The sequence below is a fragment of the Erythrobacter litoralis genome, from assembly GCF_001719165.1.
Classification (GTDB): Bacteria; Pseudomonadota; Alphaproteobacteria; order Sphingomonadales; family Sphingomonadaceae; genus Erythrobacter; species Erythrobacter litoralis.
Map to the genome: position 1 here is coordinate 2,752,697 of NZ_CP017057.1, position 25,155 is coordinate 2,777,851.

Here is a 25,155-nt window from a genome sequence, read left to right on the forward strand (position 1 = left end):
GCCTACTCCGCGCTCATTGCCTTGAGTTCGGCGATGCTGCTTGCCGCGACCGTTTCGCCCGCCTCCAGCCCCTCGGCGATGACCGCCTGCCCGCCGCCGACCGCTCCGACGACGACCGGGCGGGGAGCCCAGTCCTCGCCCTCGCGGACGAAAACGTGGTCGGCGCCGCCAATCCGGCTGACCGCGCGCTCGGGAACCGCGAGCCCTGCGCCGCCTCCGCGGATCATGACGCTCACATTGCGCCCGGCAACCACGCCCGGGGCGGCCCCGATGCTGGCGCGAGCCATGACGGAGCGCGTCGCCGGGTCGATCGAAGGCGCGACCGCGATGATACGTCCGCCCACCTGCAGCGCCCCTCCGTCCGCGCCGGGAAGCGCGATCTCGACCGCCATGCCGGGCCGCACTTCGCGCGCAAGCCGTTCGGGCAATTGCAGTTCGACCTGATAGGCGCCGTCGGCCTCGATCACGAAGGGCGCGCCCATCCCGTCGACGCCGCCGCCCGTTTCGACCCCGACATGGGCGACGCGGCCGGAAATGGGCGCGGCCAGCGTCATCGTCCCGTCCGGCCCGATCCCGCCGAGCGCCGCGAGGCGGGCCGCCTCCGCACGGGTCGCGCGGGCCTGTTCGTATTCCGCCTGCGCCTCGTCGGCGCGCGCCTCGGCGATGATCCCTTCCTCGGCGAGCTGGGCGAGGCGCTTCGCGCGGGCCTCGGCCAGCTTCTCGGCCGAGCGCGCGCGGGCCAGTTCGCCGCTGATCTGCACCGGCTCCGCCGCGCGCACGAGCGCAAGCGGATCGCCGCGCGCGACGCGCTGGCCCTCGATCACGTAGACCCGCACCGCAGCCCCTGGAAAGGGAGCGGTCACCGCGACTCGCGCTTCGGGCGGCAGGGTGATCGTCCCCGGCACGCTGCCCAGCGGGACGCCGTCGATCTCCATAACCTCGGCCGTCTCGATCGCGAGGCCGTCCGGGGCTTGGGCGGGCTCGCCTGCATCGCTGCCGGCCTGTTCCGATTGGGGGGAGGAACAGGCCGGCAGGCCCGCCATGGCGGCGAGGGCGGCAAGAAGGGCGATGGGACGCGTTTTCATGCCCCGCCGTGTGGGCTCCCAAGCTGACAACAACTTGTCAGCCTGCCAGCTTATTGTCAGTTTCGCGCGCCACTCCGGGCGGCGGAAAGGACGGATTTCGCCATGCACATCCTGCTCGTCGAGGACGATCCCGAGCTCGGTCGCCGCCTGTCGGAGCGTTTGCGCGCGGCCGATTTTGCAGTCGATCTCGCCACGAGCCAAAGCGAGGCGGAGGACTGGCCTGACGTGGAGCGCATGGCCGCGATCATCCTCGATCTCGGCCTGCCCGACGGGAGCGGGCTCGACCTCCTGCGAGGCTGGCGCGACCGGCGGGTGGAAACGCCGATCCTGATCCTCACTGCGCGCGGCAGCTGGCAGGACAAGGTCGAGGGCCTCAATGCGGGCGCGGACGATTTCGTGGTCAAGCCGGTGCGCTTCGAGGAACTGCTCGCCCGACTCAATGCCCTGTTCCGCCGCCAGCAAGGCTCGCGCAGCGCCTCGCTGGAGGCGGGCGACATCGTGCTCGACCCGCTCGCACGCACCGCACGTAAAAGCGGCGAACCGCTTTCGCTCAGCCGCCAGGAATTCCGCCTGCTCCACCTGTTCATGCGCCGCCCCGGGCAGGTCATGTCGCAGGGTGACATCCTCGAGAACCTCTACGAACTCGACGCGGAGCGCGAACTCAATACCGTCGAGGTGCTGGTCGGGCGCCTGCGCCGCAAGATCGGACGCGAGCGGATTACGACCCTGCGCGGAATGGGCTACCGCTTCGAGCGATGATACGCCTCCCCTCCCTTTCCAGCCTCAGGCTGCGCTTTCTGCTCGCGGTAAGCCTGTGGGTGCTGCTCGGCATCGCCGCGATCTGGATTTCGGCGGCGAGCATCTTCTCGGCCCATGTCGAGCAATCCTATCACGAGGAGCTCGAGGTCCATGTGCGCGAGCTGGCGCGCCTGACCGAGATCGCCCCTGACGGCGCGATACGCCTGTCGCGCCCGCTGTCGGACCCGCGTTACGAGGTGCCGCTTTCGGGATTCTACTGGCAGGTCACCGCTCCCGGACGTGAGCCGCTGCGCTCGCGCTCGATGACGCAGGGGGCGCTCGACGAAAGCATCGCCCATTCGCCGGAGATCCTTCACCGCGTGGACAGCGGGCCGACCGGAGCCGCGATCACCTATGGCTTCACCCGGAGGGGGCCCGCAGGCGAGGACATCCATTTCGTCATCGCCACCGACCAGAGCGAACTCGACCGGCTGATCGACGCCTTCACCGCGGACCTCGCGCTGTGGCTGGCCGGACTTGCGGCGCTGCTGCTGGGAACCGGGCTGGCGGTGATCGCCTTCGGGCTGAGGCCGCTCGACCGGCTTGCCGCGGCATTCGGCAGGTTGCGACGCGGCGAGGCGCTCGAACTCGAAGGCGAGTATCCGGCTGAAATTGCCCCGCTCGCAGCCGATCTCAACGCCTATATCCGCCAGAACGAGGAGATGGTCGCCCGCGCTCGCGTTCAGGCGGGCAATCTCGCCCATTCGCTGCGCACCCCGCTCGCGGTCATCACCGACGAGGCGGAGCGCCTGACCGAGCGCAGCGAATGCGCCGCCTCGGGCGCGGTCCTGCTCGACCAGGCGCGCGCGATGGAGCAGCAGGTCGAATACCAGCTGGCCCGCGCCCGCTCATCCGCGGGGCGGAAACGATCGGGCAAGGGCGTCGTTATTCCCGAGGTCGCGGTCCCGATCCTGCGGGCGATGGAGCGGCTTCATCCCGAGCGCCGCTTCACCATGCGAGCGACCGGCTGCGAGGGGCTCGTCCTGCCGCTCGACCCGGTCGATTTCGCCGAGCTTCTCTCAATCCTGCTCGACAACGCGGGCAAATGGGCGCTGAGCGCGGTCACGCTCACCTTCGAATGCGACAGGAAGGGGCACTTCACCGCCGAGATCGAGGACGACGGCCCCGGCATGGCAGAGGCCGACATTGCCCGCGCATTCGAAGTCGGCACGCGCTTCGATCGCGCGATGGCCGGGTCGGGCCTCGGCCTTGCCATCGCCCGCGACCTCGCCGAAGCGATGGGGGTCGATCTCGCCATTCGCAACGGCGAACGCGGTCTCCGAGCAATGATCCGCTTCGCTGGCGATGGAGTGATCGAATGAAGGCCCCGAAGGGTCGCAGGGCAGTTTCTGCTTAGGGGTCGGTTTGAGAATTTCGACTATCGGCGGCGTGACGCCTCAAGCAGCCATACCGCTTCTGAGATCGTGTATCAAACCCGCTGATGACCGCAGATGGGTAGTCAATTGCGGTATAATTGAACCCGAACGACCACCTGGAAGCGAGATACGATACGCGGAACCTTGGTCTAAACATTTAATACAGAAATTGTATCCCTAATAGAGTTTCCAGATCTTGAATTTGACGTTGCCAATAACCATATTATCCAAAGCTACCAGTCGCAATCGACGGTCCCGAAGGTCAGTAATACGGCCATCTCTTCTTTCCTTTTCGCCTCTTAGCCCGCGCACAAGCGGTCGATGATGAGCGCCCGCGCGAAATGGAAGGAAAATCCGATGGCCAATTATGGCAAGATTAAGAGCTACGACAGCAGTTCGGGCACCGGCTCGATCACCCCTGAAAAGGGTGGTGATGCGCTGCGCTTCAAGAAGGCAGACCTGCAGCAGGAAGGTCAGATGCCCAAGGTCGACCAGCGCTTCAGCTACGAGACCAGCGAAGTCGACGGCGGCAGGAAGCCCGCCGTGAATCTCCAGCACCAGCAGGGCGAATCTTCCGAACAGGAAAAGCAAGCTCGCGCCCAGCAGGGCTGACGAAGACGAGGGCCGGGGACCGATCCCCGGCCCTTACCTGTCCCGCTCGAGAGGAAGCGCCACCATGCCAATTGACCAGTTTCGGTGCGATTTCACGCTTACGGCCGAAGAGCAAAAAACGAATGCCTATCTGATGGGGCTGCGCGCGAAGCGCATTGCGATGTGGCGCAAGGCCAATGGCCTGTCCAGTTTGGCCGCTCACAGGAGTGGATGAGATGGCCATTCCACCAACCGCGGCATCCCCTGAGCCTGGGACCCGCGAATGGGAAAACGAAGGGGGATCGCTGAAGCCGGACGCTCCTGCCTCGCTACCAGAAGAGAACATCGACCCGACGACTATCGCAGCGGCAAGTCCCTCCACTCCCGGCTTGAAGACGCATTCGGAGGAGGGTGACCGCCAGTAGAGCGTGCGGGTGCAGATGAGCGCCTGCCCTAAACGGAAGGAATATTCCCATGACACCTATTCGAGAAATTCAGGTTTGGCGTATGAAGCCAGGCTTCGGGCTCGTCTTGGCTGCTTTTGCATTCTCGATTTCCGCCTGTGCGACGTTTCAATCAAATCCTATCGTCTCCCAAGCAAATTCGGAAAGTGTGACTTACCGGATCAAGGGCAATCAACTTGATGAGGCCAGAGAGGCTGCTGAAAAGCATTGTGGCAAATTTGACCGTAGAGCATTCCAAGAAAGCATCAGTCGCGGCTCAGGAGACAGCAGAATAGTCAAGTATCTGTGCCGATGAAATCATGAGCGGTTCGCAATCCAGACAGTCCCTTTTGCGCCGGTGCGGCCGCTGCTTCTTCAAGCGGTATCGGCCCTTTTCCGATAACGGCATGGAGAACCGTCTTCCCGCTACCAAGGCTAGCGCCGGCGCCGCCTTATGAGAATCAACGAGGTTGGGTTGCCGGCTCCAAAAGACCAAATATACGGACGCCTTCAAGGGGCGATTGCGGGCCCTGGCCAGAGCCGACGAGGCCGCGGCTACCCCAAAGCCAAGAGGCAGCTTTGCTGATCCCTGCTCAGGACCTGACGTTCACCAACCCGCACGAGAACTAGCGACAAAAATTCGGTGCGCATTTGTCCAGGAAGGGGACGGCTCCTGCCGGTCTGTTTTTGGCAAAGCAGCCGAGCAAGCGGTCTGCCTGCTAGGAGCAGGTAGCCTGAGCGTCCCAAGCCGCAGGAAATGGGGGGGATCTGCGATTGCACTTTCCGTCATCCCAGCGAAAGCTGGGATCGCCATCGGTCAGTGGATCTTCTCGAAAACGTCATCCCATCCAGGGTTGCTCTTTTCGATCTGCTCGATCTTCCAGGCGGGCGGGAGCACTCCTCAGGAGCGCCAGCTCATCGCCTACCTGCCCCGGTCAGACACCTCTCAGCGCAGCGGGGTTGCTCACTCATGGCGCAGCGCGTCGATCGGGTCGAGCTGCGATGCGCGTCGGGCAGGGTAGTATCCGAAAACAATCCCCATGCCCGCTGCGAAGGCGAAGCTTACGATATTGATGACCGGATCGAACACGAACGGAACGTCGATCACCGAGGCCAGTCCGATCGACGCCACGAAACCCAGGGCAATACCGACGAGGCCCCCCAGCGCACAAAGCACCACCGCTTCGGTCAGGAATTGCAGCCGCACCTCGCTGGCCAATGCGCCGATCGCGAGGCGGATGCCGATCTCCCGGGTGCGCTCCGTCACCGAAACGAGCATGATGTTCATGATACCGATACCGCCGACGAGCAGACTGATCGAGGCGATTACCGCAACCATTGCCGTAAGCGCCCCGGTAGCGGCGCCCAACGCCTGGTTGACCTGCGCGGTGTCGATCACGTTGAAGTCGTTGGGCTGGCCATCCTGAAGCAGCCGGCGTTCGCGCAGCAGGTCGACCAGCGAATCCTGGATGACACCGGCCTGATAGGCTGCATCATACTTCACCACGAAATAGTCGAGGTTGTCATTCCCCTTGAAGCGTCGCTGGACGGTCTTGAGCGGCATGTAGACCGCATCGTCATCATCCGCGCCGCCGCCGCCCTGGCCGCGCTCCTCGATCACGCCGACCACCTGGCACGACACGTCGCCGAGACGCATTCGCGCGCCGACAGGGCTGGCGCCGGGCGGAAATATCGCCTCGCGCACCTTGAGCCCGAGCAGGCAGACGTTCTTGCCGGCCGTCTCCTCGTCCTGTGTGAAGGCGCGTCCGTCGGTCAAGTCGATCGACTGAGCCTTGAGGAAGGCGTTGTTCACCCCCTGCACGCGGGTGTCCCAGTCCTGACCGTTGTAGAAGGCCGTGGCGCTGGCTCCGGCGTTGCCGCCGGCAATGGTGACGCCGGCGATCTGCTGTTGCACCGCGCGCACGTCGTCCTCGTCGAAGGGGCGGATGGTGCCCCGGTCCGTGCGCACCGGAAAGACAATGAAATTGCTCGCGCCGAGCGATGAGATTTCCTCCTGCACCGAGGCGGTCACCCCGTTGCCGAGCGTCACCATCGTGACCACCGCCGCGACGCCGATGATGATGCCGAGCGTTGTCAGGATCGATCGAAGGATGTGCCGCCGGATTTCGCGCAGGGAGAGAAGGATCGTCGTGCCCAGCATCAGGCGGGGCTGCCTTCAGCGGCGAGCACTCCGCGATCCACTCGCTCGACCAGTCCGTCGCGGAAGCGCACGATGGTCTTGGCAAAGGCCGCCATCTCCTCCTCGTGCGTCACCATCAGGATCGTGATCCCCTCGGCGTTGAGACGCCGCAGCAATTCCATGATTTCGACCGAGCGTTCGCTGTCGAGATTGCCGGTCGGCTCGTCGGCGAGCAAAACGTCCGGTTCGGTCGCCAGCGCACGGGCGATGGCGACACGCTGCTGCTGGCCGCCCGACAGCTCCGCCGGGGTGTGATTGGCCCACGGCACCAGTCCCACCTGGTCGAGCGCCTTCATCGCAGCCGCACGGCGAACGGCCTTGCTCTCCCCGCGATAAAGCAGCGGCAGTTCGACATTCTCCAGCGCAGTCGTACGTGCGAGCAGATTGAAGCCCTGGAACACGAAGCCGAGATAGCGACGCCGCAGGAGGCTGCGCTGGTCACGGTCGAGCTTCTGCACCTCGACGCCGCGAAACCGGAACACGCCTGCGGTCGGCACATCGAGACACCCCAGGATGTTCATCGTCGTCGACTTGCCCGAGCCCGACGGTCCCATGATCGCGACGAATTCGCCGCGCTCGATGGTCAGGTCGACGCCCTTCAGCGCCTGGAACGCCGCCGCTCCGCTACCGAAGGTCTTGGTGATGCCCTCGAGCTGGATCAGCGGTTCGCCCGTCATCGGCCCGCCGCCCTGACCCCGGTGACGACCTTCATGCCGGGTTCGAGGATTTCGGAGCGCACCACGGTGCGCCGCCCGTCGCTGCGTCCGGTGATGACCTCGACGGGCTCGAGCGTCCCGTCATCCTGCAGAACCTGCACCTGCTGGCGGCTGCCCACGCCGATCGTGGCCTGCTGCTTCTGCTCCTCCAGCCCGATCTGCGGCTGGAACACGCCGCCGCCGCTTTCCTCCTGTGCATCGGGTCGGAAGCGCAGCGCGGCATTGGGCACCAGCAGCGCCTTGCCGGTGTTCTGGGTGGCGATTGTCGCGGTGGCGGTCATGCCGGGCCGCAGCAGGCCTTCCGGGTTCGCGACCACGAGCCGCGCTTCGTAGCTGACCACCGCGCTCGCCCCCGCTGCGCCCGCTGCCGCCCCGCCTGCCTGCCCCTCGACCGTGTTGCCCGAGGCAAGGTCGATCCGCTCGAGCGTCGCGGGAAAACGGCGGCCGGGATAGGCATCGACCGTGAAGCTCGCCTCCTGCCCAGCCTTCACCTGGCCGACATCCGCCTCGTCGATGGCGACCCGCAGCTGCATTCTCGACAGATCCTCGGCGATGACGAACAGGGTCACGGTGTTGAAGGCCGCGACGACGGTCTGCCCGGGTTCGATCCGGCGGGCGAGCACCACGCCATCGACCGGCGAGCGGATCACCGCCCGGGATCGGGTCGTGAGATTGCCCTTGAGCAACGCATCGGCCGCTTCGATGTTGGCCCGGGCGGAGGCCACCGCGGCAAGGTCCCGCTCCACGGCCGCTTCGGCCTGCTCGAGTTCGATCTGTGAGGGAACGCGCCCATCCGAAAGCCGCCGCACTTCCTCGAGCCGCGCAAGCTGGACGCGGTCGATGTCGAGCGTCGCCTGCGCCTGCGCCAGCCCGGCGCGGGCGGCGTTGAGATTGGCGCGAGCCTGGGCGATCTGCTGGTCGATGATTTCGGTGTTGATGACCGCGATCACCTGGCCCTTGGAAACGCGATCATTGACGTCGACCGTGACGCTGTCGACCGGGCCTGTGACTTCGGCGCCGACTTCCACCTGGTTGGTCGGGCGCAGGTTGCCGGTCGCGGTGACCGACAGGGCAAGCGATTCCCGCGTCACCTCCTGGGTGATGTAGTCGGGAGGCGGGGCATCGGCCGTGCACCGGACGACGGTGACCACCAGCAGCAGCACGCCGAGGCCGGGCAGCCAATATTTCATCCACCGTCGCCAGCGCGGGCGCGGCTGCGTGCCGAGAAATTCGTCCACGCCAGCCGGATCGGCCGGATTGGTCGCTTCGTTCACTGCGTGGACTCCCTAGCCGCCGATTGTTCGATGCCTGTCCCATCCGGCACGGACCACCCTCCGCCCAATGCGCGAGCAAGGCTGATGAAGGCAATCGCGCGTCCCGCCTCGGCATTCACGAGTGCGTTGCGCGTGCCGAGCAACTGGCTCTCGGCGACCAGAAGCCGCTGAAAATCGATGAGGCCGGCCTGGTACTGGCTGCGCGCAAGGATGGCGGCGTTCTGTGCGCCCTCGGTCGCCTCGGCAAGGGCGATCACCCGCTCGGCGCTGGTATCGAGATCGACCGCCGCGCTTTCGACTTCCTCGAGCGCGAGGAGGATGCTCTGCCTCCAAGCGGCGAGCGACCCGTCGGCGGCAGCCTGTGCCCCCTCGATCCGCCCCCGCACCCGGCCGCCGTCGAAAATCAGCTGCGACAGGCTGGCGAAGACGTTTCCGGTAACGAGATCGAACAGGCTGCCGACATCGGTGGCGCTGGTGCCGATCGTGCCAGACAACCGCGCCAGCGGAAAAAGCTGTGTGCGGGCGACGCCCACGCGCTCGAGATCGGCCGCGAGCCCTGCCTCGGCGGCGCTCACGTCCGGACGGCGGCGCAGCGTGTCTGCGGGCACCGCGAGCGCGACGTCGATTGGCGGCACGGGCACCGAGCGCGGAGCCTCCTCCAACGCCCGATAGACCCGGCCCGGCGTCTCGCCGATCAGGGTCGAGATCGAGTTGGCCACGGCGACGAGATTGCTTTCAAGCTGCGGGATACTCGCCGCGGTCTGTGCCCGCTGGGTGCGCGCCTGCTCGACATCGAGGCTGTTCACCAGTCCCGCCTGGTTGCGCCAGCGCGCGATCTGGAGATTGTCGTCCTGGTTGGCGAGTGTCTCGCGCGCGATCGCGAGCTGCTCTGCCAGCGAGCGGGCCGTCACCACCTGGTTCGCCACCTGAGCGACGATCACCCGCTCAAGATCGCCGAGCGAATAGCCCGCCGCCTCGACGTCGCTGCGCGCCGCGTCGATCGAACCGTCGATCCGCCCGAACAGGTCGATCTCCCATGCAGCATCGAGACCAGCCGAAAGCAGCACGTCGTCAGCAGCAAAATCGCCGACATCGCGCCTCGCGCCGCCGCTCGCATTGACGGTGGGCACGCGGTCGGCACGCGCCTGTCGCAGGAACGCCCGAGCGGCGCGCAGGCGTGCCACCGCCTGAACGAGATCGAGGTTTTCGGCCCTTGCGCGCCCCACGAACTCCTCAACCAGCGGATCCTCAAGCATGACCCAGTAGCGCTCAAGCGGAATATCCGTCGCGCCGGGTTCCGCCAGAACCCACTGCTCGGGAACGGGCTGAACGCTGCTCATCGCAGGCTGCTCGGGAGCAAGCGAGGCGCAACCGGCCAGCGCGAGGATGGCAATAGCCAGCACACCGCCCGAGATCGGCGGTGCGACGCGATCGTATCCGTCCTTCATTCAGGCCGATCCTCAGACTGCCGGTTCAGCACCGAAAGCATCCCTCGCGACATCCATTGCTTCGTCGCTCATCTAGCCCTCTCCATAGATCACACCGCTGCCCCCCCGATTTTCCGGCATGCGTACAAAAGCGGACTGGCGGGGTCGAGTACCGGAGGCCGCCGCGTGCCCCAGCATCGAGCTATGACCGCAGCCTGTCGGCCTCGCCTTGAGCGACGTCAAGGGATGCTATTCGGCAATCCACCCACCTCGTAGCAGCGGGCAGGGAACAGGATACCTCCGAAAGCAGCCAGTCCGCAATCTTTGGCATGACCTAGCCCAGTTCGAGCGGCAAGGTTGGAGTCGACTCGAGATAGGCAAGAATTGGGCGGTGAGCCCCTAGAAGCCGCCTTTCCGTTAGCGCCCCCATCATGGACGTTTGCTCTGACGGGGACTTTGAGAACAAATCATGTGCACAGCTGGCAGGCGTCTAGAATGTTCAACGGCATATCGCAGGACTGACTGGCGCGAGTGGGAACGGAGCGAGGCGCTCAGATGCGCGCCTCGCCCACATTCATGCCACCGGTCAGGCAAAGAGTGGCTGTTGGCAGCCAGCCTAGAACTTCCAGTTGAAGTTCACACGTCCCTGGTTATTCGTCAGCACGCCGCGGCCCATGTCGGACTGCCCGCTTAGGCCAACGCTGAAGTACGAACCAAGCGTAAAATCGAAACCGGCCGACAGCGAGACCCAGTTCGGGTCAAGCTGGTTGACGACTGTAAATGGCACATCCTTGGCGCTGAGGAATGCGGCGGTGACGATGTCTTGCGTGTCAGCCAGTTCCCGCGCGTAAGCCACCGACCCAAAAGCGGTCAGCCCGCCTTTGCGCCCCGTACCGGTTTCAAGCGACGCCATCATGCCTGCCTTTGCTCCGACCGAGGTGAAAGTACGGTCAAGCACGGTGAGACCGAAGTCGCCCGCTCCGAACTCGGAGAAACCGCCAAGATCGCTGCGTACATAGTCGACGCTGGCCACAGGCCCCGCCTTCACGCCCGGCGCAAGGCCAAATGCGTAACCGACGCGCGCTCCACCAAACTGCTGGCGGCCCTGCGCTTCGCCTCTCGCGCTGTCATACAAAAGGGCAAAGTTGCCTTGACTGGCGCGCTCAACGCCAAAGCTCTGGCGTGAGAAGCCCATATAGACGTCCGTAAACATCTGGCCCGATTGTAGCGCGGCGTAGACTGCCCCGGAAAGGCTGGTGTCGTCCGCGCGCTGTCGGAAGCCCAGAACCGGCGCGCTGTTCTGGATGCTGGTCATTGCAAAGCCGATGGTCAGATTTTCGGACATCCGCAAATCCGCACCCAGCGTCAGTTCGCCGGCCTGCATGAAGGCTGATTCCTCCAAGGCGTTTCTGCCAGTGTTGCGCTCTTGAGCGGTGACCAGATACTGACCGCTCACCGTCCCGAAAAAGCCGAGCTTGCCGATTTCAGCGCCGCCGACCTGTGCAATGTTCGACACCTGACCAGCGCCCGCAGCGGAGAAGGTGTTGGCCGCCCGGTTACCCCCACGCAAGGCTAGCGTGCGCTGCGAGATTTGCCCGGTGAACCGCTGCGAGAAGTTTGTCGCAACGGTCGATTGGCCAAACGCACTTATCGGCGTCAAGGATTGCAGCGTTGGGACGAGGGCATTGACGCCGGCGCCGTCGATCACGTCGAACAGCCCCACAAACTCGTTGAAACGCCCATCGAAACGAAGCGTGTCGAGCGCGGCTCCGAGCGACTTGAGGTTGCGGAAGGACGAGAACAGATCGCGCAGACGCCGAGCCTTCACATCAACGATTACCTCGCCGCCTTCGACGCGCGACTCAGCAAAGAGAAGCGGTGAGAAGGTCACAAGGAGGGTCTCGTCGAAGCCGCCGGCAATCGTGTTTGCGGCAAGCACCGCAAATTCGTCGGCAAAACGCAGACGACGATTTCCCGCCACGATGAGATTGCCAGCAAGGCTTGCATCGCCGGTGATCGACAACAGGTCATTGGTGACTTGCCGACGGCGGACTTCGGTGTTCACCAACAGCGCTGCGTCGCTAGCTTGGACATAGTCCCCATCGATGGTGAGCGTGCCGATGCCAAACAGACCTCCCGGCGCAACGCCAGCGCCGATGTTGAACACGACCTCACTCGCAACCGTCCCTTCGCCGGTCAGCAATCCGCCCATCAGAGCGACTAGCCCCGCGTTGAACTGTCCATCGATCCTCGCGGTCCCGTTGAACTGCTCGTAGCCAATGATTGTGTTGAAGGTGCGCTCTTCGGGAAGGTTAAATAAAGCGAGGCCGTTGTCGAGCACTAGCTTGTCGATCTCGACATCAATATCGACATTCGTCACGCCAAACTTGTTGAGGTGGACCTCGAAATATTTGGCCGGGTTCTCAAACGACTGGCCCGGTGAGCCATCGGTGTTCTGCGCAACAAAGCCTGTCGAACCCGGCCCTAATAGCGCTGAACTCTCTGGCAGGTTACCACCAAAATTCGGATCGCCCGGCTGCGGACCAAAGGGAGACACGATATCTGGGAAGTCCGCAATATCGGTGCCTAGAATGATCCCGATGCTGTCGCCGACCGAGAAGATGCCGGCCTCTTCGCCTTCGGGCAAGCCGTTCACGAGATTGCCGGTGCCGTCATCGATGAGGAACGCGGGGTCAAGATCCTGGGTCCAACGGTTCGGGTCAGACCAGTTCCCGCTCCCAGCTTTGGCTGAGACGTATTTGTACGACGTGTTTTCGCTTATGAACTGGAAAAAAGGGTAGATCGGATTGTAAAAGCTGATGTCGCCATAGGTGTTGTCGAAACCCAATGTGGCATTGAGGAACTCGCGAAAAAAACTTACCCCACCGCTAAGCACCGCAATATTGACCGGCTGATCGTAGAGGTCGGGCACGATCAGCGGCGAACCGCTGTCCCCCGGAGCTGTTCCAACCTCGTTGGGTAAGGCGTCGCCGTCAAACCAATCGGTCGAGATGATATCGCCCAGGGTCGCGCATTCCGGTCCGTTACCGTTGAAGTTGCAGCCTGTCAGGCCGAACGCATCACGGTCTGGAAAATCGAAGTCGGTCCAATAGTACGGCTGAGTGCTGCTACCGAAATTGACTGCGTTGGGTGCATCGTTGGCAAACACGACGTCATCAAAATCAGCAAAGGATGCAAGAGCGCCGAGGTCATTTTCGCCAACGCGCCGCAGGAGACTATCCAATATAGTTGCATCCGCCGGAGGCCCGCCAAGCCCGGCCCCGAACGAGCCATAGCCAACCTGCACAACCCTCGTGAGCTCAGTCAGCGGGGTTAGCAGAATAGGCAGGATCGGAACATCGGTGATCGGTTGGTCGACCGCGATCAGAGCTATGTCTGCGAATGGGAAAGGTAGCCCGCCATCGTCTAGGTTGGCGGATGGATGGATGACCACGTCGGTGCTCTGCGCCAGACCGCCTTCAGCGTAACCGGCCCCGGTGGCAAGATAATTGAACAGCCGCGAAGAGGTGTCCGCTCCAGTGGCGATCAGCATAGTAGTTGCAGCGCCGATTTCGGGCAGGCCATAGGCTTCCGACGAATTGAAATTCAAGCAGTGTGCGGCGGTCAGAATGGTGCGAGGATTGATGACGCTGCCTGTACAATTGAGAAACACGTCGCCCGTCACGTTGTCCTGACTGAAAATCTGGACGACAGAAGGCTGCGTATCATCGGCGTCGAAGGAGGCTGGCAGCCCGACATCATCGCGCACAAATATCTCAGGCTGGATGGCGTCATTGCCGGGCGTGCCAGTGTTTGCCCGATAATCGCTGAGATTAGGGGCCTCCAGCGTCAGATCCACTCGAGCGTTGGGTGATGATCGAAGGGCGATGTAGTCGGCCATTGCGGCCGGATCTGGTAGCTCAAGCGAGACGGCTGGCGCATCGCTTCGAAACCCCACAAAGGTGCCTTGCGCTTCCAAACTGATGTCTTCGTTTGCTTGATTGCTGGGGTCTGAAGCGCTGGCAGGGACTGGCAAGAGCCCTCCTGCGAAACCCAGAAATCCTACGCCGGTTAGAAGCCGCAATTTTGACATGCTGATTCCCCTGTTCGAGTCGCCCACCCGTCAATCACAAGAAAACACAAATCGTCGAAAATGTCTCAGTAAATTTTGTCAGTTTTACAGCAGACTTCGGTGTATTGCGCATTCGTTAGTCATGGGTTTGCCTAACGAGGCTTTTCAAATCAACTGCATGACGGCTCAATGTTGCTAAAGGGAAATAAAGTTACTTGCTCGCTTGAGCCCTCGAAGCGATCTCACGAATCTGTGTCCGCTTCCCACCAAGCTGCCGCAGTTCGCCACGTTCGAACGACTGTCTCCTAGCAAACCGACCTCTTGCTTTACTGTCGCGACGAAATCAGTCTGGCAAGAGCCGATCCAAAAGGCAATCCGACGCAGCCGCATCGGTTCGCCTAGCTGCGGGCCAACTTCCGAAGGTGCTTAGGTAGCTGTCGGGGCACGCCGCCGTTTCTCGCGCTCGAGATGAAGGCCGACAGGGATGCAGACCGCAATCATCCCCGCCATGATTGCCCCGCTGACCGGTTCGGCGATCACGAAACCGGTCAGAAGCGCAAGGTTGATCATCAGGGCGAGCGCGGGAAGGACCGGGTGTCCCTTGGCGCGATAGGGTCTGGCGAGGTCGGGGCGGTGCTTTCGGAGCGCGAAATAGGACAGCACGAACAGGCACGACCCGAACAGGACCATCGCGCCCGCAAGACGGAAAACGAACACATAGCCGCCCGAATAGATCAACGGGATCGCTAGCAATGTTCCAATGGCGAGAGCAAAGGTGGGCGTTCCGCCGCGGTTGACCCTGAGCGCGGATTTCACGAACAGGCCATCCTCGGCCATGCCATAGAGCGCGCGCGGGTTCGACATCACGACCGCATTAAGCGTTCCCAGCGCCATCAGCACCGCGACCAGAGCCACGACGATCGAACCCCACCGCCCGGTGGCCACCTCGATCACGGTCGCCATGGGCAAGGTCGATGCGCGCAGCACCGAAAAATCAAGCGCCCGGATCAGGGCCCAGTTGACGGCAAGGTAAATGAGGGTGACGATGATCGCAGACTGGAACAGCGAACGCGGAATGTTGCGGCCGGGATCCTTGTCTTCTCCCGCGAAATAGATCGACGCATACCAGCCGTCATAGACTGCGACGATGAACTGCAATCCGGCAAGCACGGTCAGGACCGAGAGCGGCTCGACTTCTATCGGTGCGACTTCGACCTCGCCCGCCGCCGCACCCGCCGGCATGACAAGCGCGACGCCGACGACCGCGAGCAGCAGGACGATCTTGAGAGCGGTGCTGATGATCTGTGCCCGGCGACCTTCTTCCACTCCGGCCCAGTTGAGCGCTGTCACGCAAAGCAGGAAGAACACCGCCACGCTCGCCACATGGTCGGCGACCCATGGGACGACCGTGCCCAGAAACTCCGCTGCGGCGAGCGACAAGAAGGCGCAAGCCGCAACCCCGACGACCCACATGGTCCAGCCGACGAGTAAACCCATTGAATCCCCCAGCGCTTCGTGGACCGGGATGTAATGCCCTCCGGAGCGCGGGATGGCCGACGAGATTTCGGCCGCGACATTGGCCATCAGCAGGACGTACAGCCCTCCCGCCAGCCACAGCAGCATGACGACCGTCGGATCGGGCACCATGTTGGCGATCTCGCCCGGCGCGCGCATGATGCCGGTCCCGACGACCAGTCCGACGCACACGGCGATGGCGAACGGCAGACCGAGCCGCTTGTGGAGCTGGCCAGGCTGCGGGCTCCCGCTCATTCGGCGGGTTCCGCATCGCTGACGTCGAACCTTGCGCCTCGCACGCCGTCATAGCCGCCGCGCCGGGCGGGGATCGTGACCAGACGCGTCAGCGCCAGGTGGACGACAAATGCGCCTGCAATCGCGGGGAGGCTCGCCGAGGTGTAACGGAACAGCGCGTCCGGCGTCTGGCTGACGGGTTCGAGCAGCGCGATATATGTTGCAAACCCAGCAGCAAGCGCGATCAGCGCCGCCGGATTGATGCCGGACCAGAAGGCATAGGGGCCGCCCGAGGTATTATGCAGGGCCGCCAGATTCGCGTCCGAACGGCGAAGCACCAGTCGGTCGGCCAGCAGGACCCCGACACAGGCAGCGAAGATCGCTCCGAAAGACGCAGTTATCGAATAGAATTTGGCATATAGGGCATCGGTAGCGAACCAGATGATCAGCGAGGCGATCACGCAAAGGATGCTGGTCATCCCTGCAAACCCGAGACGGCGGATGGGCGCACCGAAATTCTGGATGATCGTCGTCACATTCCCCTGAAGCAAGCCGACCGCGCTGCTGACATTGGCAATGATGAGGATCAGCAGCATCGCCAGCCCCAGCACCGGTCCCACCAGCGGGGTCATCCATTGCACCGGATCGGCCGAACCCAGCGCGAGCGAGGAGGCAAGACCCGCGATGGATGGCAACAACGACACCGGCACCAGCCCGATCCATGTGCCCCATGTCGCCGCGCGCGCGCTTTCGCCATAGCGCATGAGATTGCCGGCAAGGCCGAACCACGAAATTGCGGCCACGATATTGAGTTCCACCGCCAGCATCAGCCGGGTCGGGCGGTCCCACCGCGTTTCGGGCGGCTCCGCGGCGAAGATGCATTCCCAGCCTGCCTCGATGAAGACCGCCACCAGCAATCCGCCCGAAAGCAGCACGAGCAGCGGCACGGTGGCAAGGTTGAACAGGCGCAAGGTGTCGCTTCCGCGCGCGGCCAGAAGGAAGCTCACCCCCAGCACGGCAAAGGACATGATCGCGGACAAGGGCAAGCCGCTGTCCGCCGAAAACAGGGACAGCCCGATCAGCACTTCCTCGGTCGCGGCGCCCGCCATGGTGGAAAGAATGGCGGCGGAAAAAGGCACCATTCCGAGCACGAGCGGAACGGCAAGCAGGCTCGCTCCAAGGGGACCGAAAGCGCTTCGCAGAAAGACGAAGCTTTCGCACCCCTTGCGGTAAACCGGCAGCAGCAGCGCGAAGAACAGGATACCAAGGCCGACGGCGGTGCCGAAGAACAGCGCGATGACGCCGTCGATGAAGCCAACCAATTGCCCGGTCGCCCCACCGAACAGGAAGCCCCAAGTGGCGATCGAAAGCCCGCTCTTGACCGCCAGCATGTCGCGGAACGACCAGCTGCGCTCCTCGGGCAGCAGCGGCAGCGTCTCGGCAAGCGCGGTTTCGATCCGTGTCCCGTTGGCCATTTGTCAGAGCGCCTGCGCAACGAGAACGACTGCGAACGAACCGATGGTGATGGCCGCCAGCACTACAGCGTCCGACGCGGGCAGGCGTCGATCCGTTTCCTCGCCCTGCGACAGGATCGCCAGGCGCCGCTCGAGCTCGTCCTCGAAGACACCTGGTCGCGGGCGGGTCATTGGGCCGCTCCGGGCAGGTCCCGCTCATCCCCGACGCGCGCCAGCAGGCACAGCGCCAGGCCGAGCAGCGTGATCCCGGCGACCGCGTAATAGGTCATTGCATAGCCGCCCCCCTCGACCAACCAGCCAGAATTGCCGGACATGATCGAGCGCGAGAAATTCGGCACCGCCATGAACAGCGCGAACTGGCTGGCAGCGATGGCGGGATTGCTGATCCGCATCGCCCACACGATCTGGACGATGGTGAGCAGCACCCCGAGGGCATAGAGCGCCACGGCAAGCACCATGAACAGCCGGTCGTCCTGCCACCCGCCATAGGTTGCGCCCCCGATCGCCGCGAGCGCGGCAATCGCCAGGAAATGCCCGATCATGACACGCCTGAGGCCGAACCAGCGCACCAGCACGATCGGCACGAACAGCGCCAGCCCGGCCCCGACGAGGCTCGTCAGCGCGCTGAAGCTTGCATAGCGTTCGCTCGACCAGCCCAGTTGCTGCACCGCCAGCGTCGGGTTGACCGCATCGGCGAAGGCGAACAGAGCCTGCGCGCAGCCCGTGCCGATCAGGAACAGCAGGGTACGCGGGGCGATCACCGAACGCAGCACGCCGCGAAGGATCGGTCCCCAGGCCGAATTCTGGCGTTCCTCGCATTCTCGCGAGGGCAGCCCCTGCGTCCATGGCAGCAGCCGTTCGCCCGGCCGTTCGCGGAACAGCGCGACGAAGATCGAGGCGCAGGCGACCATCGCCGCCAGGACCAGCGCGGTGATCGTCAGGTTCCCAGAGGCGAGCAATTGGCCCGCGACCATGCTGCACACCGCCACGCCGAAGCTCTGGCTCGCGAACATCAGGCTGTTGATCGCGGTGCGTTCAGCCTCGGGGACGATATCCACCGTCATTCCGTCGACCGCGACATCGCTGAATGTGACACAGACATTGAGAGCGAAGCAGAACGCGGTCAGCAGCGCGATGTCGCTGGCGCCGGGCGCGCTCGCCGCCATTGCCAGCAGCGTGGCGAACATCAGGGCCTGCGCCAGCAGGATCCAGCCGCGCCGGCGGCCCATCGGCTTGAAGGTGAAGCGGTCCATGACAAGGCCGTTGAAGAGCTTGGTCGACCAGGGCAGCAGCGCGATCCCGACGAACCCGCCGAGTTCGAGCGGACTGGCGCCCTGTTCGGCCAGCCATCCGGGCAGCGCGACCAGCGTCAGGCCGAGCGGTACGCCCTGCAGGAAATAGAGCATGATGATCGCGGCGAACCGCGCGACCCGGTGTTCGGACAGCGCCGGAAGCGGGCGCCGGACGGTGGTCGCCGCGATGGCCGATGCAGTGCTCGTCATGCCGCTTCCCCCATTTCGCCCAGCGCGTAATTCTTCGCCTCGAGATCGTCAGGCATCGCGGTTGCGTCCTTTCACGGTGTCAGATGAAAGCCGCCGTCGGCGGTCAGCGTGGTGCCGGTGACGAAGCTGGCTTCGTCGGAGGCGTTGAGCGCGATGGCGCGGGCGATTTCGGCAGGTCAGGAAAAGCTTCCACGAAGCCATGCGCCACCTCGGCCGCATGAGCGACGGTGCCGGGGGGGGGGGGGGGGGGGGGGGGGGGAAACGGCGCAGCCGTAAAAGCGGACATGCGAAAAGCTCTTGCAGTCACCCCAATTCTCCTCGAGCCGATCACGCATCGAACCCCGGCGAGCGGCCGGGTCGCAAAAACCGCTCGCCGGAGTCCCTGAAATCCGCACTCTCTCAAGCGCCGATTTTCTGAAGCAAAAAGGCTCCTACGCGTCCGAACCGATGGTTCAGAAGCGTTGTCCACGAGCCTTGTTTTTCGTTTGTGCGCAGGGATATAGATGCGGCCAGAACAGCCGATCAGTCAACGGGGCCGACCGTCAAAAAAGCGTCAATTCGTGTGGGATCAGGACCTGCGCGGGTCGCCCGGGATCAGATCGGGCCACCCGAAACGCTCCCAGGCTTCGACCATGCCGATGCGTTCGGCGAAGTCCATGAAGCGGGGATCGCGGATCGTGCGGTTGATCGGGTCGATGTCGATCCAGAGGCTCATGAGGATGAACATGTTGCTCGGGTGGATGCATTCGGAATAGATCTTCATAACCAGATCGCTGTGCCCCATCGCGATTGCCGGGAAAGCGATCGTCGAGTCATACGGATCGGGCATGGTCGCATGGAGCCCGCCCAGCATTTGGCAATAGGCGGCGCGATCCGCTTGCACACCGCTGTAGATACCGCGCGCCCCGAAAGCGAAATAAGCATCGCGCGCGGCGTCGTCCATCGGCGCCACACCGGGCGGAGACATCAAGGTCGTGCCGAGAAAGCTTCGCAGATTGTAATGCGTGCGTTCGGCTGCTCGCAGATCGCCCGCAACGAACTGTGCGAGCGCCAGCCAGATCGCTGGCGTGCCGAGATCAGCCATGCGCTGGCCTGCCGCCAGCGCCTTGTCGATCTCGCCAAGGCTCAGATAGGCTGACGTCAGCATGGCGTAGTTGCGGCCATAGACCGGATCACGATCCACCGCCTCCTCGACATAGGGCAGCGCCTCGCGCGACTTGCCGAGATAAAGCAGGCACGATCCTAGCCGCGAACAGACATCGGCATCATTAGGATCGCGGGCGTAGGCCTCGAACGCCATTTCGAGCGCGCGCGCCGGGTTGAACCGGGTCCATTCGTGAATCCCGAGGATCGAACAGGCGTGGCCCTGCCCCGGATCAAGCGCGATTGCCCGTTCGGCGCAGCGGGCGGCTTCGGCGGATTGCGCCACCCGCTCGAGACTGGGCGTGATCGCCGCCGTCATGATGTGCGCATTGGCGAGCGCGGTCCAGCATTCGGCGAAATCCGGATCGATCTCCAGCGCCTGCTCAAGAAACGCGATGCCTTTGGCAAACGCACCCTCGACCCCGATCTTCTGGATCATCGCCCGCGCCTGAAGATAGAGCGCGTAGGCCTCGCGGTCGCGGGTCATCTTGCGCGAGGGCGCGGGCGACGCGGTGAGCCCTAGGGCACGGCAGATCGCGGCGATGATATTCGCGCCGATCACCCTGCGCCCATCGAAGAAATCCTCGATCGAACCGCTGAGCCGGTCGGACCAGATCTCGGTGCCGGACTGGCCGCTGATCAGCGCCATGCGGACGCTGATCCCCTGCTCGTCGCGCCTCACGTCGCCCTCGATCAGGTAGGTGACACCGAGATCGGACGCGATCTGCGTTAGCGTCCGCCCCTTCTCGATCATCGCGGCGACAGATGTGCGTCCCGCCAGCGCGATGCCGTTGATGCCAGCAAGCCGCGTCGAAAGCTCATCGACGATCCCGTCGGCGAGGAAGAAATTGCCGCCGACAGTGTCCATCTGCCCGAATGGCAGGACGGCAATGCGCGCCTGATGGCTCGCGCGGTTGAAAGTGCGATAGGACGCAAACCGCGCCCGTGCCGCTTCCAGCAGCCGCTCGCTCGTCGCCTTGGGAGAGTTTCGGATCGCTCCGGAAATCGCCGCCCGCAGCTGCGCGTCGACATGGTCGCGCCGGGTGGTGATCCACTCCTCGAACTCGGGGTTGAGAGGGGGGCCTTGAATGAGCGGCCGGTTTCCGATCGCAAGCAAGGCTGCGATGGCGGCCTCCGGATCATCGGATGACAGCCCGGCTTCAAGATCGAACAGGTCGCACTCCAGGCTCCCCGGCGCCAGCGCCACCTCTGCGCGGGATACCCGAAGGCAGTCGATCCCATGTTCTTCGAGCCTGCGCCTGAGCTCGAGCAGGCATTGACGCAGGCTTGCCTTGGCCTGCGCGAGGAATCGGTCCGGCCACAACAGCCGGGCAAGCGCTTCGCGATCGATCGAATGGTCGGGCGCCAGACACAGGACAGCGAGCAGGAGCGCGGCCCGGCGGTTGCTCAGGACCACGAGTTCCCCACTCGGCGTCTCGATCCGGAACTCTCCGAACAGTGTCGCCTTCATCAAGCCGTGCGCAGCGACCCGGCTCTCCGCCTGTTCCAATCGATATCTCCACCGAACGGCTCAACCTTACAGGCGGACCGATACTTTGCAATCGGGCGAGACGGTGCGCTTGGGTCCGAGGTGCGCCTGCGAAGCACGCGGGTTCGACAGCGGCCATGGGCTTATTCGCGTTTGCTTCGGGGTCAATGCGGATTGCGACCCGAGGCCGCGAACATCGCGGAACTTGAACTCCGCGCATGAGCGCAGGATCGAAAGCGGAATCCGTTGCAGAAAAGCGCACATCCTTTGCGCCGGTTTCGCGCGAAATTTCCTCCCCGATGTCTATCTTGAACTCGCCGAGAGAGTTCTGGTCAGGGCGCCCGACATGGGGTCGGGTAGAAGGGGCCAGGCGAGCTTTGGGTGTTCCCGAAACCATGAAACCGATCGATCCCCGCCCCCTCGTCCGGCAGGTCAATCACGCCGCCGTCATCGATAGCCACGTGCCGCCGCGCAATGCCAGCGACAAGGTCGCCTTCGGCTTCGTCAAGGCCTTGCGATTCGTCGCCGATACGTTCTTCTCAAAGCGCTACGGCCACCGCGCGGTCGTGCTTGAAACTGTCGCCGCGGTGCCCGGCATGGTCGGCGGCCTGTGGCAGCATCTGACCGCCCTGCGCAAGATGCGTGACGACGAAGGCTGGATCCGCACGCTGCTCGACGAGGCCGAGAACGAGCGGATGCACCTGATGACGTTCATCGAGATCGCACAGCCCAGCTGGTTCGAACGGCTGCTGATCGCGATCACGCAGATGGTGTTCTACAATTTCTACTTCTTCCTCTATCTCCTGGCCCCGCGCACGGCGCACCGCGTGGTCGGCTATTTCGAGGAAGAAGCCGTCATCAGCTACACCGCCTATCTGGCCGAGGTCGATGCGGGCCGCCACGAAAACCTTCCAGCGCCGCAGATTGCGATCGATTACTGGCAGCTGCCTGCCAATGCGAGGCTGCGCGACGTGATCACCGCCGTGCGCGCCGATGAGGCGGAGCACCGCGACGTCAACCACGGTTTCGTCGAGGAGCTCGATGCCCGCCGGGCGCACCGGCCGCTCGAGGGAGCGACGCCGGGCTGACGGTTCGCATTCGGCTGCCCACCCAGCCGCGCGCCTGACGCGACCGAGGGGACCCTCAGGCGTGAAGCCTGAGATCGACCGGCGCGCCTTCGCCCGCGCTACGGCGGCCCTGCGCGGCCTCATCCTGCGCGGACAGGGCGAACAACGCCGTGCGTTCGCTCAGCCGCGCGACCTCCTCGTTGAGCAGCGCGCTCGCCGCGCTCGATTGTTCGGCCATCGCCGCGTTCTGCTGGGTGTCGCGCTCCAGATCGGAGATCGCCGCGTCGACCTCGTTGAGATTGCCCGCCTGCACCAGCGAGGCGGGAGCGAGCTCCTCGACCCGCTCGCTCGCCCGGTCGATGATCTCGATCATGTCGCGCAGGGCATTGCCCGATGCCGTCACCTGCTGCGACCCGTTCGCGATCGTCTCGCCGCTTCGCGTCGGGTCGATCCGAGCCATGCCGAGCGGCGCAGGCGCCGGCGATCGGCTCTCGGCTGCCGGGAACCGCGCGATCCGGTAATGGCGAACGAGCCGCTCGTCACCGCTTTCGCTCTCGCTTGCCAGGGGGCGGCATTCGCAGCGCTCGGCGACGAGTTCGCGGAACAGGCGGGTGAAGACCGCGCCATACCATTCGAACAGGCAGGCGGGCGGCGCGGGCTGGTCCCCGGCGCGCGAGCGATCGATCGTGAAGCTCCAGCCCCCGCGCGGCGTGAAGCGCCCTGCCCCCGCGAACGTCCAGGCGTGGCGACGGATCGCCGCCATCATCAAGGGCGCGGCGAGCGAGGCCGGGAGCAGACGGAGCAGGACCTTCGCAGCGCCCGGAATCCGGTGGGCGATGATGTAGTCGGCAGTCGCCCATCCTGCCGAGCGCGCGATCGCCGGGGCCTCGCGCGGGAGACGGCGATGAAGCGCGCGGTGGAGCGCGATCGCATGGGTCTCGCGGATCATGCACTCGCCGCTCGGGAGCCCAGAAAGCCCGGCTTCGGCCAGGATCGCCGCGCTTACCTCGCTGCCCAGGCGCTCCTCGATGATGCGCACGGTCTGGAGCACGGCATTGGGGCCGATCTCCGCCTCGCCGGGCGTGGAGGCGCGCGCCTTACGCGTCATTGTCCGCAGCCACGTCGATCCGGTCGCGGCGGCGTTCTTCCCCGCGTTCCTTCATCTGCTTGCGCACCGCCTCGCGCCGCGCCTTGGCCTGCGCCGCGCGGTCGGCATTGGTCTGCCAGTCGGTCGCAGCGTCCTCAGCCGCCGCGCGGCTTTCATCGAAATGGAAATCGACCTTCTTCTGCGTCTGGGGACCCCAGTACCCTGCCTTGCCGAGATCGTAGAAGGTCCGTTTGAACCCGGCGCGCAGGAAGGCATAGAGACAACCGAGCAGGTAACGCCGCCTGAACCCCGTCCCGCGCCACGGATAGTGGAACAGCGCCTTCTGCATGTAGAAGCGGCGATAGTTCTTCATCACCCCGTTCAGAAGCTCGCCCCGCTCCATGGCCGAAGGCTTCATGATGGGGGTCACGAAATTGTACTTGCTGAAATCGTGGATCTCGACCTGGTCCTTGATCTCCTCGAACAGCGGGGTGAAGGGCCAGGGCGTGTACATCGCCCAGTTGGCAAGATCGGGTTGCCAGTCCCACGCCATGCGATAGGTTTCCTCGAGCGTTTCGGGCGTTTCATTGTCCAGCCCTACGATGAACTGCGCCTCGACGAAGATGTCGGCATCGCGCAGCAGCTTGATCGCCTGCTTGTTCTCCTCGACCCTGGTTTCCTTGTTGAACCGGTCGAGCTTCATCTGCGCGGCGGCTTCCGTGCCGAGGCTGACATGGACCAGCCCCGCCTTGCGGTAGAAGGGCAGCAATTCCCTGTCGCGATAGATGTCGGTGACGCGGGTGTTGATTCCCCATTTCACCTTGTCGGGCAGGCCGCGGTCGATCAGTTCCTGGCAGAACTCAATGAATTTCTTCCGGTTGATGGTCGGTTCCTCGTCCGCGAGGATGAAGAAGCCGACACCGTGATTGACGTGCAGGTCCTCGATCTCGTCGACCACATCCTTGGGATCGCGGATGCGGTAGTCGCGCCAGAACTTCCATTGCGAACAGAACGAGCAGGTGAACGGGCAGCCACGCGCGAGATTGGGGATCGCGACCTTGGTATTGAGCGGCAGGTAGATGTACTGGTCCCAGTCGAGAATGGTCCAGTCGGGCTTGAGCGTGGACATGTCCTTGACCGTGTCGGCGGCGGGCGTAGCGACGATCTTATCGCCGTCGCGAAAAGCGAGGCCCTTGATCCCGGCGCGGTCCTGCTTCCAGCGGCCCTCGGAAATGGCGGTGAACAGTTCGACCGCGATCTCCTCGCCCTCGCCGCGCACGATCACGTCGATATGCGGGGCTTCGGAAAGCACCTGCTTGTACATGAAGGTCGCGTGCACCCCGCCCAGCACCCGCACCGCTTTCGGCACGTTCAGCGCCGCGATCTCAAGCACGCGTTCGGCGGCATAGATCGAGGGAGTGATCGCGGTCGTTCCGACGACATCGGGCTGGAGCGCCAGCATCCGGTCGCGCAGTTCCTCGTCGCTGACCCCTTCGGTCATCGCATCGATGAAATGGATGTCGGTGAAGCCCGCACGCTTGAGCGGACCCGTCAGGTAGGCGACCCATGCGGGCGGCCAGGTCCCGGCGATTTCCGCGCCTCCGGACCGGTAATTGGGATGAACGAACAGGATACGCATGGACCGACTCCCCTTGTCTGGA

At 64.2% G+C, this 25,155-nt stretch carries 20 protein-coding genes; 6 read left to right on the forward strand and 14 right to left on the reverse strand.

The features are described from left to right. Window positions 1-2 precede the first annotated feature (2 nt). A complete protein-coding gene (locus Ga0102493_RS13140) occupies window positions 3-1,085 on the reverse strand; it encodes an efflux RND transporter periplasmic adaptor subunit (RefSeq protein WP_069297550.1) in 1,083 nt (360 codons plus the stop codon). 102 nt (window positions 1,086-1,187) lie between these two features. On the opposite strand from Ga0102493_RS13140, the gene Ga0102493_RS13145 reads away from it, so the two are divergent. The 5 genes from Ga0102493_RS13145 to Ga0102493_RS16010 all read left to right on the forward strand — a co-directional run bounded on the left by Ga0102493_RS13145 (window position 1,188) and on the right by Ga0102493_RS16010 (window position 4,609). Beyond that, window positions 1,188-1,844 (forward strand): response regulator transcription factor, encoded by a 657-nt coding sequence (locus tag Ga0102493_RS13145; RefSeq protein ID WP_034903028.1) that lies wholly within the window; start codon window positions 1,188-1,190, stop codon window positions 1,842-1,844. Then, window positions 1,841-3,205 carry a sensor histidine kinase gene (locus tag Ga0102493_RS13150; protein ID WP_051697859.1) on the forward strand — a complete coding sequence of 455 codons (1,365 nt, stop codon included), beginning with the start codon at window positions 1,841-1,843 and terminating at the stop codon, window positions 3,203-3,205. Before Ga0102493_RS13145 ends, Ga0102493_RS13150 begins: the two co-directional genes overlap by 4 nt. Before the next feature lie 411 nt (window positions 3,206-3,616). Further along, complete coding sequence (locus Ga0102493_RS13155) at window positions 3,617-3,871, forward strand: hypothetical protein (protein ID WP_034903626.1); 255 nt, start codon at window positions 3,617-3,619, stop codon at window positions 3,869-3,871. Window positions 3,872-3,935: 64 nt separating this feature from the next. Beyond that, window positions 3,936-4,085, forward strand: a complete 150-nt coding sequence (locus Ga0102493_RS16170; protein ID WP_161490066.1) for a hypothetical protein — start codon at window positions 3,936-3,938, stop codon at window positions 4,083-4,085. Window positions 4,086-4,324: 239 nt separating this feature from the next. Further along, the gene (locus Ga0102493_RS16010; protein ID WP_150132481.1) at window positions 4,325-4,609 is read left to right on the forward strand and encodes a hypothetical protein; all 285 of its coding nucleotides are present in this window, start codon (window positions 4,325-4,327) and stop codon (window positions 4,607-4,609) included. A gap of 648 nt (window positions 4,610-5,257) precedes the next feature. On the opposite strand, the gene Ga0102493_RS13160 is transcribed toward Ga0102493_RS16010, so the two are convergent. From Ga0102493_RS13160 to Ga0102493_RS13200, 11 genes are all read right to left on the reverse strand, one after another. Then, entirely contained in the window at window positions 5,258-6,454 is a 1,197-nt protein-coding gene (locus Ga0102493_RS13160; protein WP_034903025.1) for an ABC transporter permease, read from the reverse strand. Next, window positions 6,454-7,170, reverse strand: coding sequence for an ABC transporter ATP-binding protein (locus Ga0102493_RS13165; protein ID WP_034903024.1), 717 nt, complete (start codon window positions 7,168-7,170; stop codon window positions 6,454-6,456). Before Ga0102493_RS13165 ends, Ga0102493_RS13160 begins: the two co-directional genes overlap by 1 nt. Beyond that, the gene (locus tag Ga0102493_RS13170; RefSeq protein WP_034903022.1) at window positions 7,167-8,483 is read right to left on the reverse strand and encodes an efflux RND transporter periplasmic adaptor subunit; all 1,317 of its coding nucleotides are present in this window, start codon (window positions 8,481-8,483) and stop codon (window positions 7,167-7,169) included. The genes Ga0102493_RS13165 and Ga0102493_RS13170 overlap by 4 nt, the downstream gene beginning before the upstream one ends. Further along, window positions 8,480-9,931: an efflux transporter outer membrane subunit gene (locus tag Ga0102493_RS13175; RefSeq protein WP_051697857.1), complete on the reverse strand. Its 1,452-nt coding sequence runs from the start codon at window positions 9,929-9,931 to the stop codon at window positions 8,480-8,482. Before Ga0102493_RS13175 ends, Ga0102493_RS13170 begins: the two co-directional genes overlap by 4 nt. A 595-nt stretch (window positions 9,932-10,526) precedes the next feature. Then, window positions 10,527-14,003, reverse strand: a complete 3,477-nt coding sequence (locus tag Ga0102493_RS13180; RefSeq protein WP_083228528.1) for an autotransporter domain-containing protein — start codon at window positions 14,001-14,003, stop codon at window positions 10,527-10,529. A 405-nt stretch (window positions 14,004-14,408) separates the two neighbouring features. Beyond that, complete coding sequence (locus Ga0102493_RS13185) at window positions 14,409-15,752, reverse strand: APC family permease (protein ID WP_034903017.1); 1,344 nt, start codon at window positions 15,750-15,752, stop codon at window positions 14,409-14,411. After that, window positions 15,749-17,206 (reverse strand): cytosine permease, encoded by a 1,458-nt coding sequence (locus tag Ga0102493_RS13190; RefSeq protein ID WP_034903016.1) that lies wholly within the window; start codon window positions 17,204-17,206, stop codon window positions 15,749-15,751. The genes Ga0102493_RS13185 and Ga0102493_RS13190 overlap by 4 nt, the downstream gene beginning before the upstream one ends. Before the next feature lie 3 nt (window positions 17,207-17,209). Continuing rightward, a complete protein-coding gene (locus tag Ga0102493_RS16175; protein WP_161490067.1) occupies window positions 17,210-17,377 on the reverse strand; it encodes a hypothetical protein in 168 nt (55 codons plus the stop codon). Then, window positions 17,374-18,708 (reverse strand): MFS transporter, encoded by a 1,335-nt coding sequence (locus tag Ga0102493_RS13195; RefSeq protein ID WP_034903015.1) that lies wholly within the window; start codon window positions 18,706-18,708, stop codon window positions 17,374-17,376. Before Ga0102493_RS13195 ends, Ga0102493_RS16175 begins: the two co-directional genes overlap by 4 nt. Before the next feature lie 71 nt (window positions 18,709-18,779). Beyond that, the gene (locus tag Ga0102493_RS16490; RefSeq protein WP_150132533.1) at window positions 18,780-18,875 is read right to left on the reverse strand and encodes a hypothetical protein; all 96 of its coding nucleotides are present in this window, start codon (window positions 18,873-18,875) and stop codon (window positions 18,780-18,782) included. A 401-nt stretch (window positions 18,876-19,276) separates the two neighbouring features. After that, window positions 19,277-21,361: a hypothetical protein gene (locus tag Ga0102493_RS13200; protein WP_034906862.1), complete on the reverse strand. Its 2,085-nt coding sequence runs from the start codon at window positions 21,359-21,361 to the stop codon at window positions 19,277-19,279. 374 nt (window positions 21,362-21,735) lie between these two features. Between Ga0102493_RS13200 and Ga0102493_RS13205 the strand changes: the two genes are divergently transcribed. Next, the gene (locus Ga0102493_RS13205) at window positions 21,736-22,428 is read left to right on the forward strand and encodes an alternative oxidase (protein ID WP_051698486.1); all 693 of its coding nucleotides are present in this window, start codon (window positions 21,736-21,738) and stop codon (window positions 22,426-22,428) included. A 55-nt stretch (window positions 22,429-22,483) separates the two neighbouring features. On the opposite strand, the gene bchJ is transcribed toward Ga0102493_RS13205, so the two are convergent. Both bchJ and bchE read right to left on the reverse strand, forming a co-directional pair. Continuing rightward, on the reverse strand, window positions 22,484-23,515 hold the full coding sequence (bchJ, locus tag Ga0102493_RS13210; RefSeq protein ID WP_051698485.1) for a bacteriochlorophyll 4-vinyl reductase: 1,032 nt from the start codon (window positions 23,513-23,515) through the stop codon (window positions 22,484-22,486). Beyond that, on the reverse strand, window positions 23,505-25,133 hold the full coding sequence (bchE, locus tag Ga0102493_RS13215; RefSeq protein WP_034906860.1) for a magnesium-protoporphyrin IX monomethyl ester anaerobic oxidative cyclase: 1,629 nt from the start codon (window positions 25,131-25,133) through the stop codon (window positions 23,505-23,507). The genes bchJ and bchE overlap by 11 nt, the downstream gene beginning before the upstream one ends. Between the last annotated feature and the right edge of the window lie 22 nt (window positions 25,134-25,155).